This window comes from Gymnodinialimonas ceratoperidinii, assembly GCF_019297855.1.
Taxonomy (GTDB): Bacteria; Pseudomonadota; Alphaproteobacteria; order Rhodobacterales; family Rhodobacteraceae; genus Gymnodinialimonas; species Gymnodinialimonas ceratoperidinii.
Genome location: NZ_CP079194.1, coordinates 3,301,494 through 3,317,267, shown reverse-complemented (window position 1 = coordinate 3,317,267; position 15,774 = coordinate 3,301,494). Strand labels below are relative to the sequence as shown.

At 65.3% G+C, this 15,774-nt stretch carries 15 protein-coding genes; 10 read left to right on the top strand and 5 right to left on the bottom strand.

Annotated features, from left to right (window positions below; all coding sequences use genetic code 11):
• Positions 1 to 6: 6 nt before the first annotated feature.
• The 3 genes from KYE46_RS16055 to KYE46_RS16045 form a co-directional block, all read right to left on the bottom strand.
• Positions 7 to 699, bottom strand: a complete 693-nt coding sequence (locus tag KYE46_RS16055) for a GntR family transcriptional regulator (RefSeq protein WP_219002027.1) — start codon at positions 697 to 699, stop codon at positions 7 to 9.
• Positions 700 to 828: 129 nt separating this feature from the next.
• A complete protein-coding gene (gene acs / locus KYE46_RS16050; RefSeq protein WP_219002026.1) occupies positions 829 to 2,766 on the bottom strand; it encodes an acetate--CoA ligase in 1,938 nt (645 codons plus the stop codon).
• 293 nt (positions 2,767 to 3,059) lie between these two features.
• On the bottom strand, positions 3,060 to 4,067 hold the full coding sequence (locus KYE46_RS16045; RefSeq protein WP_219002024.1) for an ester cyclase: 1,008 nt from the start codon (positions 4,065 to 4,067) through the stop codon (positions 3,060 to 3,062).
• A gap of 206 nt (positions 4,068 to 4,273) precedes the next feature.
• Here KYE46_RS16045 and KYE46_RS16040 point away from each other — a divergent pair, with 206 nt between their 5' ends.
• The 3 genes from KYE46_RS16040 to KYE46_RS16030 all read left to right on the top strand — a co-directional run bounded on the left by KYE46_RS16040 (position 4,274) and on the right by KYE46_RS16030 (position 7,876).
• The gene (locus KYE46_RS16040) at positions 4,274 to 5,506 is read left to right on the top strand and encodes an ABC transporter substrate-binding protein (protein WP_219002022.1); all 1,233 of its coding nucleotides are present in this window, start codon (positions 4,274 to 4,276) and stop codon (positions 5,504 to 5,506) included.
• A 106-nt stretch (positions 5,507 to 5,612) separates the two neighbouring features.
• The gene (locus KYE46_RS16035; protein ID WP_219002020.1) at positions 5,613 to 6,641 is read left to right on the top strand and encodes a carbohydrate ABC transporter permease; all 1,029 of its coding nucleotides are present in this window, start codon (positions 5,613 to 5,615) and stop codon (positions 6,639 to 6,641) included.
• Between the two features lie 74 nt (positions 6,642 to 6,715).
• A complete protein-coding gene (locus KYE46_RS16030; RefSeq protein WP_219002018.1) occupies positions 6,716 to 7,876 on the top strand; it encodes a carbohydrate ABC transporter permease in 1,161 nt (386 codons plus the stop codon).
• An 80-nt stretch (positions 7,877 to 7,956) separates the two neighbouring features.
• On the opposite strand, the gene KYE46_RS16025 is transcribed toward KYE46_RS16030, so the two are convergent.
• Positions 7,957 to 8,928, bottom strand: coding sequence for a LysR family transcriptional regulator (locus KYE46_RS16025; RefSeq protein WP_219002016.1), 972 nt, complete (start codon positions 8,926 to 8,928; stop codon positions 7,957 to 7,959).
• Positions 8,921 to 9,622 (bottom strand): Ldh family oxidoreductase, encoded by a 702-nt coding sequence (locus KYE46_RS16020; protein WP_219002014.1) that lies wholly within the window; start codon positions 9,620 to 9,622, stop codon positions 8,921 to 8,923. Before KYE46_RS16020 ends, KYE46_RS16025 begins: the two co-directional genes overlap by 8 nt.
• Positions 9,623 to 9,929: 307 nt before the next feature.
• On the opposite strand from KYE46_RS16020, the gene KYE46_RS16015 reads away from it, so the two are divergent.
• Genes KYE46_RS16015 through mnhG form a run of 7 tightly spaced genes read left to right on the top strand, consistent with a single transcriptional unit; the run spans position 9,930 to position 15,773 of the window.
• Positions 9,930 to 12,299, top strand: a complete 2,370-nt coding sequence (locus KYE46_RS16015; protein WP_219002012.1) for a putative monovalent cation/H+ antiporter subunit A — start codon at positions 9,930 to 9,932, stop codon at positions 12,297 to 12,299.
• Positions 12,296 to 12,727 (top strand): Na+/H+ antiporter subunit B, encoded by a 432-nt coding sequence (locus KYE46_RS16010; protein WP_219002010.1) that lies wholly within the window; start codon positions 12,296 to 12,298, stop codon positions 12,725 to 12,727. Before KYE46_RS16015 ends, KYE46_RS16010 begins: the two co-directional genes overlap by 4 nt.
• Positions 12,727 to 13,131 (top strand): Na+/H+ antiporter subunit C, encoded by a 405-nt coding sequence (locus tag KYE46_RS16005; protein ID WP_219002008.1) that lies wholly within the window; start codon positions 12,727 to 12,729, stop codon positions 13,129 to 13,131. Before KYE46_RS16010 ends, KYE46_RS16005 begins: the two co-directional genes overlap by 1 nt.
• Positions 13,128 to 14,651, top strand: a complete 1,524-nt coding sequence (locus tag KYE46_RS16000) for a Na+/H+ antiporter subunit D (RefSeq protein WP_219002006.1) — start codon at positions 13,128 to 13,130, stop codon at positions 14,649 to 14,651. The genes KYE46_RS16005 and KYE46_RS16000 overlap by 4 nt, the downstream gene beginning before the upstream one ends.
• Positions 14,648 to 15,124 (top strand): Na+/H+ antiporter subunit E, encoded by a 477-nt coding sequence (locus tag KYE46_RS15995; protein WP_219002004.1) that lies wholly within the window; start codon positions 14,648 to 14,650, stop codon positions 15,122 to 15,124. Before KYE46_RS16000 ends, KYE46_RS15995 begins: the two co-directional genes overlap by 4 nt.
• Positions 15,121 to 15,444, top strand: coding sequence for an MrpF/PhaF family protein (locus KYE46_RS15990; RefSeq protein WP_219002002.1), 324 nt, complete (start codon positions 15,121 to 15,123; stop codon positions 15,442 to 15,444). Before KYE46_RS15995 ends, KYE46_RS15990 begins: the two co-directional genes overlap by 4 nt.
• Positions 15,441 to 15,773, top strand: a complete 333-nt coding sequence (mnhG, locus tag KYE46_RS15985) for a monovalent cation/H(+) antiporter subunit G (protein WP_219002000.1) — start codon at positions 15,441 to 15,443, stop codon at positions 15,771 to 15,773. The genes KYE46_RS15990 and mnhG overlap by 4 nt, the downstream gene beginning before the upstream one ends.
• Position 15,774 lies beyond the last annotated feature (1 nt).

The window sequence follows — 15,774 nt, the reverse complement described above, 5'->3', positions numbered from 1 at the left end:
TGCCGCCTATTGATGGGCCAGATGTGCGCCCTCGGTGGCGATGCGCAGGATCTGGTGGGCGATAAGCGTGCCGTCGGCGGCGTAGGCCTCGGTGGAGACGACCAGAAGCGCGCAGTGGCGATCGACGGAGAGGGCGACGGATTTCGCCATGTCGGTCACCTCGGCGCGGGCCTCGGCGCGCAGCTGCGAGACGGCGATAGCGTGATGCGCCAGAAGCTGGTCCAGCGGCGCCGGGGCGTCTTCGTCCAACCCGGCAGGCAACAGGTCCGCGCGCAGGACGGTGGTTTCCAGCGCCGCGCGGCGGCCCTTGTGTTTCAGGGTGCGCTCCAGAACGGCGACGCGGTCGGCCCCGATCAGGTCAGCCTCGGCAGGTGTCGCGGCGCGGATGTCGGCGCGGCCGCGGAACGGCTCCAGCGAGAGCTGTGTGCCCGCCGCGTCCAGCAGGGAAGGGGTCAAACGGGTTGGCGCGGCCTCGGCTGGCGCCTGCGCGGCCACCAGCGTCCCGCGTCCCGGTTTGCGGTTCAGGTAGCCCATCCCCTCGAGGCTGATCAGCGCGCGCCGCATGGTCCCCTGGCTGACGCCGAACTCGTCGGCCAGCGTGAACTCGTTGGGCAGCCGACGCCCCACCTCCCAATCGCCCTTGGTGATTCGAGCGATCATTTCGGTCTCGGTCGTCTTGTAGAGGGGCGTGCGCGCCATGGCAGGAGCTCCGGGTCTGGTCATCTCACCATGCCGCGGCGCAGCATTTGCCGCAACGCGCCAAACGTCGCGGGCGCGGGGGGCGCTGCCGCCGGGATGCAGCGCCACGGCGACAGGCTTTTGCAGGGCTCAGACGTCGGCGCGGTTGGCGATCAGATCGTCCACGACCGACGGGTCGGCCAGCGTCGAGGTATCACCGAGCGAGCCGTAGTCGTTCTCGGCGATCTTGCGCAGGATGCGGCGCATGATCTTGCCCGAGCGGGTCTTGGGCAGGCCCGGCGCCCATTGGATCACGTCCGGTTTCGCAATCGGCCCGATCTCCTGACGCACCCAGTTCTGCAAAGTGGTCTTCAGCTCGTCCGAAGGCTCCTCGTCGTTCATCAGGGTCACGTAGCAGTAGATGCCCTGGCCCTTGACCGGGTGCGGGAAGCCCACCACGGCGGCCTCCGAGACGGTCTCGTGAGCGACCAGCGCGCTCTCGATCTCCGGGGTGCCCATGCGGTGGCCCGAGACGTTGATCACGTCGTCGACGCGGCCGGTGATCCAGTATTCGCCGTCAGCGTCGCGTTTGCAGCCGTCGCCCGAGAAGTAATAGCCCTTGTAGTCGCTGAAGTAGGTTTTCACGAAGCGCTCATGATCGCCCCAGACCGTGCGCATCTGGCCGGGCCAGCTGTCGGCGATGACCAGCACGCCCTCCACGTCGTTGCCCTCGATCACGTCACCCGAGGCGGGGTCGAGCACCAGCGGCTTCACCCCGAAGAAGGGTTTCTGCGCCGAGCCGGGCTTCAGCTCATGGGCGCCGGGCAGGGGGGTCATCATGTGGCCGCCGGTCTCGGTCTGCCACCATGTGTCGACGATGGGGCATTTACCCTTGCCGATGTTCTCGTTGTACCAGTTCCAGGCCTCGGGGTTGATGTTCTCGCCCACGGTGCCGAGCAGCTTCAGGCTGGAAAGATCGTATTTTTCGATGAAGCTGTTGCCCTTGCCCATCAGCGCACGGATCGCGGTGGGGGCGGTGTAGAACTGGTTCACCTTGTGCTTTTCGCAGACCTCCCAGAAGCGCCCGGCATCGGGGTAGGTGGGCACACCCTCGAACATCAGGGTCGTGGCGCCGTTGGCCAGCGGGCCGTAGACGATGTAGCTGTGGCCGGTGACCCAACCCACGTCCGCCGTGCACCAGAAGACGTCCCCTTCCTTGTAGTCGAAGGTATATTCGTGGGTCATCGCCGCGTAGACGAGGTAGCCGCCGGTGGTATGGACCACGCCCTTGGGCTGGCCGGTGGAGCCGGAGGTGTAGAGGATGAACAGCGGGTCCTCCGCGTTCATCTCTTCAGGCGGGCAATCGTCGCTGACGCGGGCGGCGATCTCGTCGTACCAGAAATCGCGGTCCTCGACCCAGGCGACCTGACCGCCGGTGCGCTTGACGACGAGGCACTTGGTGTCGATGCCGTTGTGCAGCAGCGCCTTGTTGACGTTGTCCTTCAACTCCGTGACCCGGCCCCCGCGCGGGGCGCCGTCGGCGGTGATGACGAGTTTCGCCGCGCAACCCGTCACCCGCGCGGCGAGCGCATCGGGCGAGAAGCCCGCGAAGACGACCGAGTGGATCGCCCCGATCCGCGTGCAGGCCAGCATCGCGTAGGCGGCCTCGGGGATCATCGGCATGTAGAGCACGACGCGGTCGCCTTTGCCGACGCCCAACTCCTTGAGGACATTGGCAAAGCGGCAGACGTGGCTGTGCAACTCGCGGTAGGTGATATGCTGCGCCGCGTCGTTCGGATCGTCCGGCTCGAACAAGATCGCCGTCTGGTCGCCGCGTGTCTCGAGGTGGCGGTCGATGCAATTGGCGCTGACGTTGAGCGTGCCGTCCTCGAACCATTTCACATGCACGTCGTCGGGCGCGAAAGAGGTGTCCTTGACCTTGGTGTAGGGCGTGATCCAGTCGATCCGCTTGCCCTGCTCGCCCCAGAACGCCTCGGGATCATTGATCGAGGCCGCGTACATCTCCTCGTAGCGGGCGGCGTTGATGTGAGCGTCGGGCAGAAGGGCGGGCAGGTGGTCTTTGGGCACGGGTGTTCCTCCTAGAACGTGGGTCGAGCGGCACTGGGGGAGGCGGCGCGGAACAAACGGCTCGGGGAGACGGCGCAGCGGTGGGGCGCCCTCTGGCGCGCAAGTCTGCTGTGGTCACGGATCATCAGTGAACCCTCCCCAGGCGGATGTCCCATCACGTGGCCCTCCCGGCCGATGGGGATCTGCGTCGCCGGTAACATGGCAGGTTAGGCGCGCGGTTAGAATGGCTTTTTCGACCCTGCGAAAATCCAGTCGGGATATTTTACCGCTGTGACGAGAACGTGTAAATCGCTTTACATATCCGCCGCCGTGCCCCCTTGCCCGAGCGTCTCCAGAACATCGACGCCCATCTGTTGCAACAGGTCGATGTAATCCAGCAGCACCCAGTTCTCGGCGATCAGACCGCCCTCCACCCGGTAGAAATCCATCACCCGCAGGGTCAGCGCCTTGCCCGTCGCCGGCACGCCCAGGTAGGTGTCGCGGTGGGTCATCGTCATCGAGGGCCAGCCCGAGACGGCGGCGTAATTGCCATCGCCCACCCGCGCATAATGATTGCCACCCTTGCGATCGGGGAAGGCCCGCAGGAACGGCGCGCGGTGGTGGTCGACGAAACCCGGCCACGACACGGTCGAGCCGATGCCCCCCGGCCCGTACCACGCGAAATCCGGCGCCCACGTGCCGCCCGCGCCGACCTGTCCTTCCGAGCTGAAGCTGCCCGGATCGAAGACATGCAGCGCGCCGAGCATCGTTTCCACCACATCCAGCGCCGCCGCGCCGTCCTCGCGGTTGGCGGGGCAGAGGCCGTCTTGCGTCTCGGGGGCGGGGAAGATGATCGGCGCGCCGTAATGCGCCTCGTCCAAAGGCCAGTGCCCGGCCTGATGGATCAGGTCCAAGAGGTCCACGATCAGCCGCGCCTCCGCGATTTTTCCGCTCTCCACCCGCCAGAACTCGCCGATCCGCAGGTAGACCAGCTTGCCCGAGGGTGGCACGCCCCAAAGCGGCGCGGTGAACAGCCCGGTGACATGGGTAAGCGCGGTCACCCAGTCCCCGCCATTGTCGCGCCGATTCTCGCCGCCGAAAACCATCAGGTCGCGACGCCGTGCCGGGCGCAACGCCGCGCGAAGCGGCGCGATCAGCCCCGCGACAATTTCTTCCGGCCCGGTCAGCGTGCCCACCGGCGCCGAGACCTCGATCCGCGCGTCTTCAGCGAAGACCTGCGCCGCAAGCTCTTGTAATCCTTTGGTTTCAACGCGGAAAAGCGCCGTCAGGTTCTCCGCGATCCTTGCCCGTGTGTCCGTCATATCGTGCCTCGTTTCAGCTGTGCTCACGAAAAGGCTTGCCAGATTGCAGGAGAGGACACTAGCGTCATATTGCAAACCTATGCAAAAATCGCGTGACGAGAGACCGGAGCCCAGATTCCGGCGCTCGGAACGCGGGAAACATCGGGTGGCGGGGAGGGTCCCCACCGTCGCCCCTCAAACGAACGCCAACCAACGGGAGAGAACCCATGTTTGTGAAACGATTTGCCCTCGCAGGCGCGGTAACGGTCGCGGCCAGCGCCGCCTATGCCGACGGCCAAGCCAGCTGCGACTGGGAAAACACCACTGAAGTCACCATGCTGTCCGCCGCTTTCGAGGCCTGGATGGCCGTCAGCGAAGGCATGGCCGCCTGCGGCAACTTCTCGCCCGAGCTGGATCAGGAATTCCGCACCAAGCAGCCCGAGGGCTTCGCGGCCGACCCCTCGCTCTACCAGATCGGTGGCGTGTCCAACGGCACGATCACGCCGCTCCTGAACCAGGGAACGATTCGCCCGCTCGACGATCTGATCGCGGCCCATGGCGAGCATCTGACGCCGAACCAGCTGATCCAGATCGACGGCGACACCATGGCCGTCGCGATGATGGTCAACACCCAGCACCTGATGTTCCGCGAGGATATCCTGTCGGACCTCGGCATCGACGTGCCGACGACATGGGAAGAAGTCCTCGCCGCGGCCGAGACGATTCAGGAAGCCGGCGTCGTTGATTACCCGCTGGGCGCAACCATGAAGTCCGGCTGGAACCTCGCGCAGGAATTCGTCAACATGTTCGGCGGCTTCGGTGGCGATTTCGTCAACGACGACAACACCCCCAACGTGAACAACGAAGCGGGCCTCGCCGCGCTCGACATGATGATGCGCGCGACGGAATACATGGACCCGGAATACCTCGTGTCCGACAGCACCTACGTGCAGCAGCAGTTCCAGCAGGGCACCATCGCCATGGCCAACCTCTGGGCCTCGCGCGGCGGCGCGATGAACGACGAGGCGGAAAGCCAGGTCGTGGGTCTGGTCGCCTCGGCAGCGGCTCCGCTCGCCATGGAAGGCGGCGCTCCGGCCACCACGCTCTGGTGGGACGGCATCGTGATTGCCGCCAACATCTCCGATGAAGAGGCCGACAACGCCTTCCGTCTGGCGATGGAGGGGCTCGACAGCGAAACCGTTGCCGCGGCACCCGAAGCGGCGATCTGGCTGATCGAGGGCTATACCCCCAACGACATGGCCACCGGCGCGATTGCTTCGGCCACCGCCAACCCGGCGCCGCCGAACTACCCCTCCACGACGCAGATGGGCCTGATGCACACGGCGCTCGGCAACGAGCTTCCCGCCTTCTTCACCGGTGAAGTCTCCGCCGAAGAAGCCCTCGCCGCCGTCGAGGCCGCCTATACGGTCGCCGCTCAGGAAGCGGGCCTGCTGGAGTAATCCGCACCCCTAGCTACAGCCGGGGCCGCACTTGCGGCCTCGGCGCACACAGATACACAAACGCGCCCACACACGCGCGGCATGAACAAATCGGGGGGCACGACCCATGAAGTTCAAGACATTCATCTGGTTCGTCGGACCTTCGCTGTTTCTCATGGTGCTGTTCATCGCGGCCCCGCTGGCCTCGGTGTTCCTCGGCTCCTTTCGCATCACCCAACCGGTCGTCCAGCAGATCGAGGTCGAAACCTGCTCCGCCGGTTTCCTTGCGCAGACCTGCACGACCGAGTTGCAGACGGTGCCGCTGATCGACGAGGAAACAGGCGACATTGTCACCACGACCGAATGGGTCGGCTTCCTCTCCTACGACCGCGTTCTGGAACCGGCACGGGCCTGGGCCGCGATCACCGCACTCGATTACAACGCGCTGATGCAGATCGATTTCTGGTCGGCCCTGCGCTTTACCCTGATGTTCACGCTGGTGACGCTGCCGCTGGTCATCGGCGTCGGCCTCGCCATCGCGCTGGCGGTCAACAGCGCCGCGCGCTCCCTGCGCGGGCCGATCATCTTCATCTCGCTCCTGCCCTTCATCATCACCCCGGTGATCGGCTCGCTCTCGATCTATTGGCTCTTCGTCGGGGACGGCATCCTGACCCGCGGGATCGAGGCCTGGCTCGACCGCGACATCGCCATGTTCGCCCAGGGCTGGACGATCGAGCTCCTGATGCTCTTCTACCGGGTTTGGCACGTGGCGCCCTTCGCCTTCGTCATTTTCTATGCCGGCCTTCAGACGGTGAACCAGGATACGCTCGAAAGCGCGATCATCGACGGCGCCTCGCGCTTCGACCGCCTGCGCTACGTGGTGATCCCGCACCTGATGCCGCTGATCATCTTCATCGCGCTGATCCACCTGATGGACGCCTACCGCGTGTTTGACGAGATCGTGGGCTTCCGGGCCGAGGCCCATGTGACCTCGCTCCAGTACCTCACCTTCGATTTCCTGCGCCCCGACGACGCCGGCAACCGCGCCTTCTCTCGGGCCTCGGCCTCCTCGATGCTGACGATGCTGGGGATCGTGGTGCTGCTGATCCCGCTGCTGCGCCGCACCTGGCGAGACCACAAGGGGAGTTCGCATTAAATGTGTAATATCAATGTCTTAGATGTCTGCTCAAGCTTGAGCACCCCCCGAAACACATCCTCGGAGGCCGCGATATGAGCGATACCCCCCGCGCCATGCGTCAGCCCATGGGCCTGAAAATCGGCACCGCCGCCTTCCTCGCCTTCTGGTGCCTTCTGGCGGCCTTTCCGATCGTCTGGATCACCTTGATGAGCTTCAAGTCCCCGGTCGACGCCTTCGCCGCCAACCCCTTCGACGTGATCCTCGGCCCCGTCACCCGCGACCGCGGCAACGGCCTCTCGGCCCTCGATCTGGCCCTCGGCCTCACGGTGCTTTTCTTCACCATCCGCCAGGCCTTCACCTGGCTGCCCCGCAAGGTCTCCGCCTGGAGCCCGGCAGGTCAGGTCTGGGCCGGCTGGATCATCGGCGTCATGGCCTACGCGGTGGGCTTCATCTTCGTTTTCTTCCTCGTGCTCCCCGCGATCCTCGGCGTCCTCAACCCCATCCTCGGCCCCCTCGGCACGCCGCTCATCGGCCTGACGACCGAGCACTACCAGACAATCTGGGTCGAACGCGGCTTCTACAACAATTTCATCAACTCGCTGATCGTCACCGGCGGCACCGTCACCATCTCCCTCACCGTCGGCACCCTCGCCGGCTACGGCCTCGCGCGGTCCGGCTCCAACATCGCCTTCTGGCTGCTGATCATGGCGCTCGTCTTCCGCGCGCTCCCCCATTCCGTGCTGCTCGCAGGCTACCTCCCGGTTTTCGTAAACTCCGCCGAGATCCTGCGCCCCTGGCTCGGCGAGAACGCCCCCACGCTCTACGGCCAACCCCTCGCGGTGATCGCCGTGCTGGTCTCGATCAACCAGCCCTTCACCATCTGGATGCTGCGCAGCTTCTTCCAGAACATCCCCAACGAACTGGACGAGGCCGCCCGCGTCGATGGCTGCACCCACTTCCAGGCGTTCCGATGGGTGATCATGCCGGTCATGTGGCCCGGCGTCATCACCACCGGCCTGTTCTCCTTCCTGCTGGCCTACAACGACTACCTGATCACCGCGCTCCTGCTCGACGGCTCCAACCAGACGATGGTCCCCGCCATCGCCGGCTTCTTCAACCGAGAGACCACCACTACCGATCAGGTCGTGGCCGTCGCCGCCGCCGTCTCGATCATCGCCCCGCTGTTTGTGCTGGTCATGGTCTTCCAGCGCCAGATCGTCAGCGGTCTCACCGCCGGCGCCGTCAAAGGCTGACCTCTTCCTCGTTCCGGAAATATCCCGGGGGGTGTGGGGGGCTGGCCCCCCACGGGTCGCCCCGCGCCAGCGGGGGGAGGTTACAGCAGGCGAAAGCTGCGCCCGAGCCACGGCATCCGCTCGATCCCCGGCTCGGTGAAATGCAGCGCGATCAGCTCGCGCGCCAATCCGGCGATCTGTTCCGGGATGCCGCCGGACCAGTCCGAGGAGGCATAGAGCACGATCTGCCGGGTCATCGCCTCACCGGGCAGAGGATGCGCCGCAATGCCATCGGCGAAACGCCCGGCGCGGCCGAGCGACAGGGCGGTGGTGATCGTCCAGCCAGAGCCCGCGGCCACGAGCGCCGAGATCGATTGGTTTGAATCCATCTCGAAGCGGTTGGCAGGCACGATCCCGGCGCGGGTCAGATAGGCCTCGATCTGTTGCCCCATGACCTGTTCCAGATCCCGCCGCAGGAACGGCAAAGAATCGAGTGACGCCAACCCCTCATCGATCTCCGTCCCCTTGGGCACTGCGAGAATATAGGGATCATCCAGCAACGGCAGGGCCGAGGTGCCGCGCGGCGGCGTGTCGCCCGCCGCACAGATCGCGATGTCCAGCTCGCGCGCCGCGATCCGGCCGTGCAGGACATGGCTGGCGCCGGTCTGCAACGTGAAGGCGCATTGGCTCATCGCCTCCGCCAGCCGCGTCGCCAGCAGCGGGGTTACCTCGTTTTCGAAATCCTCGATCACCCCGAGCGAGAGCGACGACAACTCGCTCAGGTCGAGTGCCTGCAGATTGCGCTGCCCCGCCCGTAGGGCGCGCAAGGCCTCCTTGGCCTGCGCGAGGAAGAGCCGCCCTGCCGGCGTCACCACCATCGGGCGGCGCGAGGCGTCTACCAGCTCGACGGAGAGCGCTGCCGACAGGTTCTTCATCTGCTGAGACACCGCCGGCGCGCTCATCCCCAGTTCGGCGGCTGTGGCAGCGACCGAGCCGGTGCGGGCGAGGGTCTCGAACACCTCCAGCCCGCGCAGCGACAATCCTTTGCTTAGTCCCGATGGCATCTCAGGCATTCACGATCTGCGCCAACAACTCTGGCGCTAAGGAAACTCCGGTGGGCGCAATCATACCACGCTTCAGGGGCAGGTGCCGCAGTAATTCAGCGGCGGCTGTGACGCCCGGATCGAGCGCCGTCAACCAGCCGGAGGCCTCGACCGGCCCGTCGAGGGGGGAATCCTCGATCGGTGGCGCCTCGGAGAGGAGCGCTGAAAGTGCCGTGTCGGCGCCGCTGTCGAGCGCCGTGACCACGCCTGCCTGCGGGCGGATCGCGAAGGCCTGTCCCTTGCTGCCAAGCCCGAGCGCGGCAAGGTCTGACGCGGCGAGTTCTGCCATCGCCCCGGCCATGGCGCCGGGATTGCTGGCGCGGGTGAGGTGCAGCATCGCCACGCCCTGCGCCCGCGCGGCGTCGACAAGGGCGGGCAGGGACTGGGCGAGGGCTGCGGCGGCGAAACCATGGGCGGCGTCAACCTCGATGACCGAGGGCGCGGGGTTGGAGATCACCGCCGTCGCATCGGGGGAGAGACGCCCGTAGCGGATCAGGCGAATGTCGCGCAGCAGCCCCGCGAACCCGCAATCCGCCCGGCCGGTGGCCTCGGAGAGCGCCACGTCGCGTGCGACGATCCCGGCCACGTGAGCGCTCACACCGGCGCGGGTCAGGCAATCGCGGGCGAGCATCTGCAGGTCGGACATCTGGAAGGTCTCTTTCATCAAGGTAGTGTTCCGGTGGGGCGTCGGAAGGTCAATGGCCCCTCGCGCACCACGTGCAGTCACGTCCGCCGCTGATCCTGTCTCCGCGCGAAGCATCCAGTTTGTCGCAGCCGAATTGCATTGATCGGAGCCGCCGCCGTTCCTAGTTGCTGAATGACGCAGGCGGGCCGGAAAAGCTGGACGCGGCGCGGCTTTGCGTCAATTTAGGGTGACAGAGGGTGCCCCGAGCCTGCCACAGAAGCGGCAGACCAGAAGAGGGCCCCGGCGCGGCACGGCGCCGTTGCGTGGCAAACGAGGGACGAAATCAGTGGCAAGTGGCGGAGAAGCGGTGGCGCGGATCGCGGGCGGCCCGGCGGGGTGGATCTCGGTCCTGATCCCGGCGGCCTTGTTCGCGTGGTTCGCACAGTTCCTCGGGCCGGTTGCCGGGGGCTCCAGCGCCCTGATCGGCATCGAGTGGGTGCCTTCGCTCGGCGTCCGGCTGGAGATGCTGATCGACGGCCTGTCCCTGACCTTCGCGCTTCTGATCACCGGTATCGGAACACTGGTGACGCTCTATTCGATCCGTTACCTCGGCGCGCACCCGGAATATCCGCGCTTCGTGCTCTACCTGATGATCTTCATGGTCGGTATGTTGGGCCTGACGCTGGCCGACAACCTGATCGCGCTCTTCGTGTTCTGGGAGGTCACCACGATCTCGTCCTACCTGTTGATCGGCTTCAACTCCGACAGCGCAAAGTCACGCCGCTCGGCGTTGCAGGCGCTGCTTCTGACGGGCACCGGAGGGCTGGCGCTTCTGGCCGGCGCGGTCCTGTTGGGGACGGCTGCCGGCACGTATTCACTGAGCGAAATCAGGAGCATGGAGGGCGCGATCCGCGACCATGCCCTGTATCTGCCGATCCTGATCCTGTTCCTTGCAGGCGCCTTCACCAAGTCGGCGCAGTTCCCGTTCCACTTCTGGCTGCCCAATGCCATGGCCGCGCCGACGCCCGTTTCGGCCTACCTGCATTCGGCGACCATGGTGAAGGGCGGCGTCTACCTGATGGCGCGGATGAACCCTACGCTCGGCGGCACCGAGCCATGGTTCTGGGCGCTGGTCATCGCGGGCGGTTTCACGACGGTTTTCGCGAGCGTGCTGGCGATCCGGCAGACCGATATCAAGCAGATCCTTGCCTATACGACGCTGATGGCGCTTGGCGCGCTCACCTTGTTCATCGGCGCGGGGAGCAGTGCGGCGATCAAGGCGGCGATGCTGTTTCTGGTGGTCCATTCCCTCTACAAGGCGGGGCTGTTCCTGATGATCGGCATCGTGGACATGCAGACCGGCACGCGCGAGGTGGCGCAGCTTCGCGGTCTGGCGCGCAAGATGCCGATTACCTTCTTCGCAGGCGCTCTGGCAGCAATTTCCATGGCCGGTATTCCGCCCTTCGTCGGCTTCATCGGCAAGGAGTTCCTCTACGATGCCGGGCTTGAGGCCGAGACCGCCTCGCTATGGATCACGGGCACGATCTTTGCCGCGTCGGTCCTGATGTTCGTGGCCGCCGGCATCGCGGTCGCGCGGCCGTTCCTTGGACGATTGCCCGAGAAGTTTCAGGAGGTGACCGAGGGACCGATGGCCATGTGGCTCGGTCCCGTCATCCTCGGCGCCTTCTCGCTTTTTTTCGGCGTTTTCGCCGATGTGCCCGAGGTCTGGCTGGTCGGCCCGGCGACGCAGGCCGTCTATGGCAGCGCGGTGGAGGTGGATCTTTACCTGTTCCACGGGGTCAACGCCGCCTTCATCCTGTCGCTTGTGACCTTCGGCGTGGGCTTTGTCCTTTACCTGCTGCACGGGCGTCTGCGCGAGATGCTGGCGCGGGTGATCTCGGCCAATCCGATCAAGTTCGATCCCGGTTGGGACCGCTCGCTCGATGGGCTCAAGGCATTGGCAAGCTGGCAGACACGGTATCTGCAGAGCGGTATCCTGCAGCGGTATATCTTCGTGACCTTCGCGACCTTCGCGCTTGCGGTCGGCGCCACGCTCTACCTGAAAGAGGCGATGAACTTCGGCGTCGATTTCGAGGCGGAGTTCGACGGGTTGCAGTTCAAGCACTGGGCCGTGCTGCTGTTCATCACCGCGGGCGCCTTGCTGACGGCGCTGACGCAATCGCGGATGACAGCCATTGCGTCGCTTGGGGTTGTGGGCATCGGCGTGGCGTTGATCTTCATCATGTTCTCGGCCCCCGACGTGGCCATCACGCAGCTGCTGGTGGAGACATTGGTGGTGGTACTCGTGGCCGTCGCGATGCTGAAGCTCCCGCATCTGCGACCCCGCACGCAGGAACGGCACCGCCCGATCCATGCGGTTCTGTCCGTCGTCGTCGGGGTTCTGACGACGTTGGTTCTTGTCGCCGTCCTGCAGACCGATCTGGACCTGAGCCTGACGGCCTATTTCAACGAGACGTCATGGCCCGAGGCCTATGGGCGCAACGTGGTGAATGTCATCCTCGTGGACTTCCGCGCGGTGGATACGTTCGGCGAGATCGCGGTCATCGTGGTTGCGGCGCTCTCGGCCTACGCGCTTTTGCGCGGGACGCGCTACGGCACCATCCGCGAGGAAACCGAGCCGCCGCGCCGTGACACGACGGTGATCGAGGATGCGCCGGCGCCAGCCCGCGTGAGCCCGGAGGAGAGCCGCCCATGATGAATTCGATCATCCTCAACGCCGCGACCCGGCTGCTGACGGCGCTGCTGCTCCTGTTCTCGATCTTCATGCTGTTTCGCGGCCATAACCAGCCGGGGGGCGGGTTCATCGGCGGGTTGATCGGCTCCACCGGGTTCATCCTCTACGCGATTGCACAGGGCTCTCGGGCCACGCGGGAGGCGCTGAAGTTCGAGCCGCAGAACATCGCGATGATCGGCCTTGGCGTGGCGCTTGCCGCCGGTGTCTTCTCGGTCTTTTTCAACGACGCCTTCTTCACCGGCCAGTGGTGGTTCGCGGGCGCCGACCCGGCGGATCCGACCGACAAGGGGCTGCCGATCTCTTCGGTGCTGGTCTTCGATATCGGCGTCTACCTTGTTGTTTTCGGGGCGATCCTGACCCTTGTTCTGGCGCTGGAGGATGAAGTCTGATGGAGCTTCTCGTCGCCATCATGGTCGGGGTCCTCGTCGCTGCCGCCGTGCACCTGATGCTGGCGCGGAACGTGTTGCGGTTCCTGTTCGGGTTGATCCTGATCTCCAACGCCGCGAACCTGACGATCTTCGTCTCGGGCGGGCTGACACCCGAGACGCCGCCGCTGATCCACGAGGGCGATTACGCGCCCCTTGAAGGCGCCGCCAATGCGCTGCCTCAGGCGCTGGTGCTGACTGCGATCGTGATCGGCTTTGGCCTCTTCGCCTTCGCGCTGATGCTGGTCTACCGCGCGTATCAGAACCTCGGGACGCTGAATTCGGACGAGATGCGGCTGGCGGAGCCACCGGACGAGGCGCCGCCGGACGATTCCAAGACCTACATCGCGTGGGAGGCCAAGCAATGAGCTGGATCCTCGCCGCGCCGCTGATCATCCCTTTCGCCACCGCCGTTCTGGCGTTCCTTTTCCGGCATGGACCCGAGGGCCGTTGGCTTTCGGTTCTGGGGGCGGCGGGGCTTCTGATCTCGTCGATCATCCTGATGGCGAACGTCTGGGGACAAGGCGTGATCGCCGCGCAGATGGGCGAGTGGCCGGCGCCTTTCGGCATTACGCTGGTCGCCGACCTGCTGAGCGCCGTGATGGTCGTCATCACCGGGATCACTGGGCTTGCCATCGCGATCTACGCCTTGGCGGATGTCGAGGAACGGAAGGAGCATCTGGGCTATCACGCGCTCTACCAAGTGCTGCTCGCAGGCGTCTGCGGGGCCTTCCTGACGGGCGATCTGTTCAACCTCTACGTCTGGTTCGAGGTCATGCTGATCTCGTCCTTCGGGCTCTTGGTGATGGGCGGCAACCGCCAGCAGCTCGACGGCGGCATCAAGTACGTGACGCTCAACCTCGTCTCCACCGTGATGTTCCTGACCGGGATCGGCCTGCTCTACGGGATGACCGGGACGCTCAACATGGCGGATCTGCACGGCGCGGTGCAGGAGGTCGAGAACGAGGGCCTGCTGATCACCGTGTCGATGATGTTCATGGTGGCCTTCGGGGTGAAGGCCGCGGTCTTCCCCTTGTTCTTTTGGCTGCCCGCGTCCTACCACACGCCGACAGTCTCGGTTTCCGCGATCTTCGCGGGCCTCTTGACCAAGGTGGGGGTCTATTCGCTGATACGGACCTTCACGCTGATCTTCACCACCGATGTGGCCTACACCCATACGATCCTTCTGTGGATTGCGGGGCTGACGATGGTGACCGGCGTTCTTGGCGCGGCGGCGATGAACGATTTCCGCCGCATCCTGTCGTTCCATATCGTCAGCCAGATCGGCTACATGATCCTTGGCCTCGCGCTGTTCACACCGCTGGCGCTGGCGGGGGCGGTCTTCTACCTCGTCCACCATATCATCGTGAAGGCGAACCTCTTCCTCGTGGCCGGCGTCACCCGGCGCATCGCGGGGTCGACCGAGTTGAGCCAGATCGGCGGGCTCTACAAGACCGCGCCGTTGCTGGCCTTCCTGTTCCTGATACCGGCCTTCAGCCTCGCCGGTTTCCCGCCGCTCTCGGGCTTCTGGGCGAAATTCATCCTCGTGAAGGCGGCGCTGGAGGGGGGCGGCTACGTGATCGCCGGTGTGGCGCTGGTGGTCGGGTTGCTGACGATCTATTCGATGACGAAAATCTGGGGGAATGCCTTCTGGAAGCCGCACCCGGCGGGTGTCTCGCCGAAGCTGTCGATCCTGCCCGCCAAGGATCGCGCCGCGCTGTTGGTGCCGATTGCCGTCTTGGCGACACTGACCTGCATCATCGGCCTGTTTCCTGAGCCCTTCGTGCTGTTCGCCGAACGCGCCGCCGAGCAATTGCTGAACCCGCAGGCCTATGTGGACATCGTCCTGTCGCCGGCCTCTCCGACGAGCGAAGAGGTGTTCCAATGAATGTCTTCGCCATCAACGTCGCGCTCGCGGCAGCCTGGGCCGCCCTGACCGGCGATTTCAGCCTCATCAATCTGCTGATCGGCTTTGCCATCGGCTCGGCCGCGCTGTTTGCCACGCGGCCGCTCTACCCCGGCACCGAGCGCTATTTCACCCGCGCGACCAGTATCCTGAAGCTGATCCTGTTTTTTCTTTGGGAGCTGCTTGTCGGCGCGTTGAGCGTGGTCTGGGACGTGCTGACGCCGCAGCACAAATCGCGACCCGGCATCATCTCGGTGCCGCTGGAGGACCATTCCGAGATGGCCCTGCTGGTGCTGACCAACTATATTTCCCTGACCCCGGGCACGCTGAGCCTCGATGTGTCCGAGGATTGCCGGACGCTCTATATTCACGCCATGTTCGGCGATGATCCCGATGCGATCCGCGCGTCGATCAAGAATGGCGTCGAGAAGCGCGTGAGGGAGGCCATGGAATGAGCTCGATCCTGACCATCGCCATCGACATCAGCTTCGTCCTTGTCATGTTGGGCGTCGTGGGCGGTTTCATCCGGCTGGTGAAAGGGCCGTCCTTGCCCGACCGGATCGTCGCGCTGGACATGATGACGGTGCTGATCGTCAGCTTTTGCGGGCTCTACGCGCTGCAATCGGGCGAGACGGCCTTCGTTGACGTAGCCATTGTCGTGGCCATCATCGGGTTTCTGGCCACGGTCGCCCTGGCGCGCTTCGTGGACCGCAGTCAGCGCCGCAGCGACGCGCCGCCGCCCGGGCCACCGCCGCCTCCGGAGGATATGCCATGATCGTGGAATATATCATCGCCGCGCTGATCCTGCTTGGCGGGTTCTTCTGCTTCGTCTCGGGCCTCGGCGTGCTGCGCTTGCCGGACGTCCTGATCCGGATGCATGCCTCCACCAAGGCGGGCACGTTGGGCGCGGGCCTGATCCTGATCGCGGTGGCCGTCTTCTTCGGCGACCTCACGACAATGACGCGCGCGGTGGCGACGATGCTGTTCCTGCTGATCACCGCGCCGGTGGCAGCGCATATGATCGGGCGGGCCGCTTTCAGGGCGGGCGTGCCGCTGTGGCACACCTCGGTCGAGGATCAGGCGAAGAAGAAGCTGTCGCGCTAGG

Excerpts from the sequence above, each read along its gene's own strand:
- KYE46_RS16055 (WP_219002027.1), bottom strand. The coding sequence starts at position 699 with ATGGCGCGCACGCCCCTCTACAAGACGACCGAGACCGAAATGATCGCT.
- KYE46_RS16045 (WP_219002024.1), bottom strand. The coding sequence starts at position 4,067 with ATGACGGACACACGGGCAAGGATCGCGGAGAACCTGACGGCGCTTTTC.
- KYE46_RS16040 (WP_219002022.1), top strand. The coding sequence starts at position 4,274 with ATGTTTGTGAAACGATTTGCCCTCGCAGGCGCGGTAACGGTCGCGGCC.
- KYE46_RS16035 (WP_219002020.1), top strand. The coding sequence starts at position 5,613 with ATGAAGTTCAAGACATTCATCTGGTTCGTCGGACCTTCGCTGTTTCTC.
- KYE46_RS16030 (WP_219002018.1), top strand. The coding sequence starts at position 6,716 with ATGAGCGATACCCCCCGCGCCATGCGTCAGCCCATGGGCCTGAAAATC.
- KYE46_RS16025 (WP_219002016.1), bottom strand. The coding sequence starts at position 8,928 with ATGCCTGAGATGCCATCGGGACTAAGCAAAGGATTGTCGCTGCGCGGG.
- KYE46_RS16020 (WP_219002014.1), bottom strand. The coding sequence starts at position 9,622 with ATGAAAGAGACCTTCCAGATGTCCGACCTGCAGATGCTCGCCCGCGAT.
- KYE46_RS16010 (WP_219002010.1), top strand. The coding sequence starts at position 12,296 with ATGATGAATTCGATCATCCTCAACGCCGCGACCCGGCTGCTGACGGCG.
- KYE46_RS16005 (WP_219002008.1), top strand. The coding sequence starts at position 12,727 with ATGGAGCTTCTCGTCGCCATCATGGTCGGGGTCCTCGTCGCTGCCGCC.
- KYE46_RS16000 (WP_219002006.1), top strand. The coding sequence starts at position 13,128 with ATGAGCTGGATCCTCGCCGCGCCGCTGATCATCCCTTTCGCCACCGCC.
- KYE46_RS15995 (WP_219002004.1), top strand. The coding sequence starts at position 14,648 with ATGAATGTCTTCGCCATCAACGTCGCGCTCGCGGCAGCCTGGGCCGCC.
- KYE46_RS15990 (WP_219002002.1), top strand. The coding sequence starts at position 15,121 with ATGAGCTCGATCCTGACCATCGCCATCGACATCAGCTTCGTCCTTGTC.
- mnhG (WP_219002000.1), top strand. The coding sequence starts at position 15,441 with ATGATCGTGGAATATATCATCGCCGCGCTGATCCTGCTTGGCGGGTTC.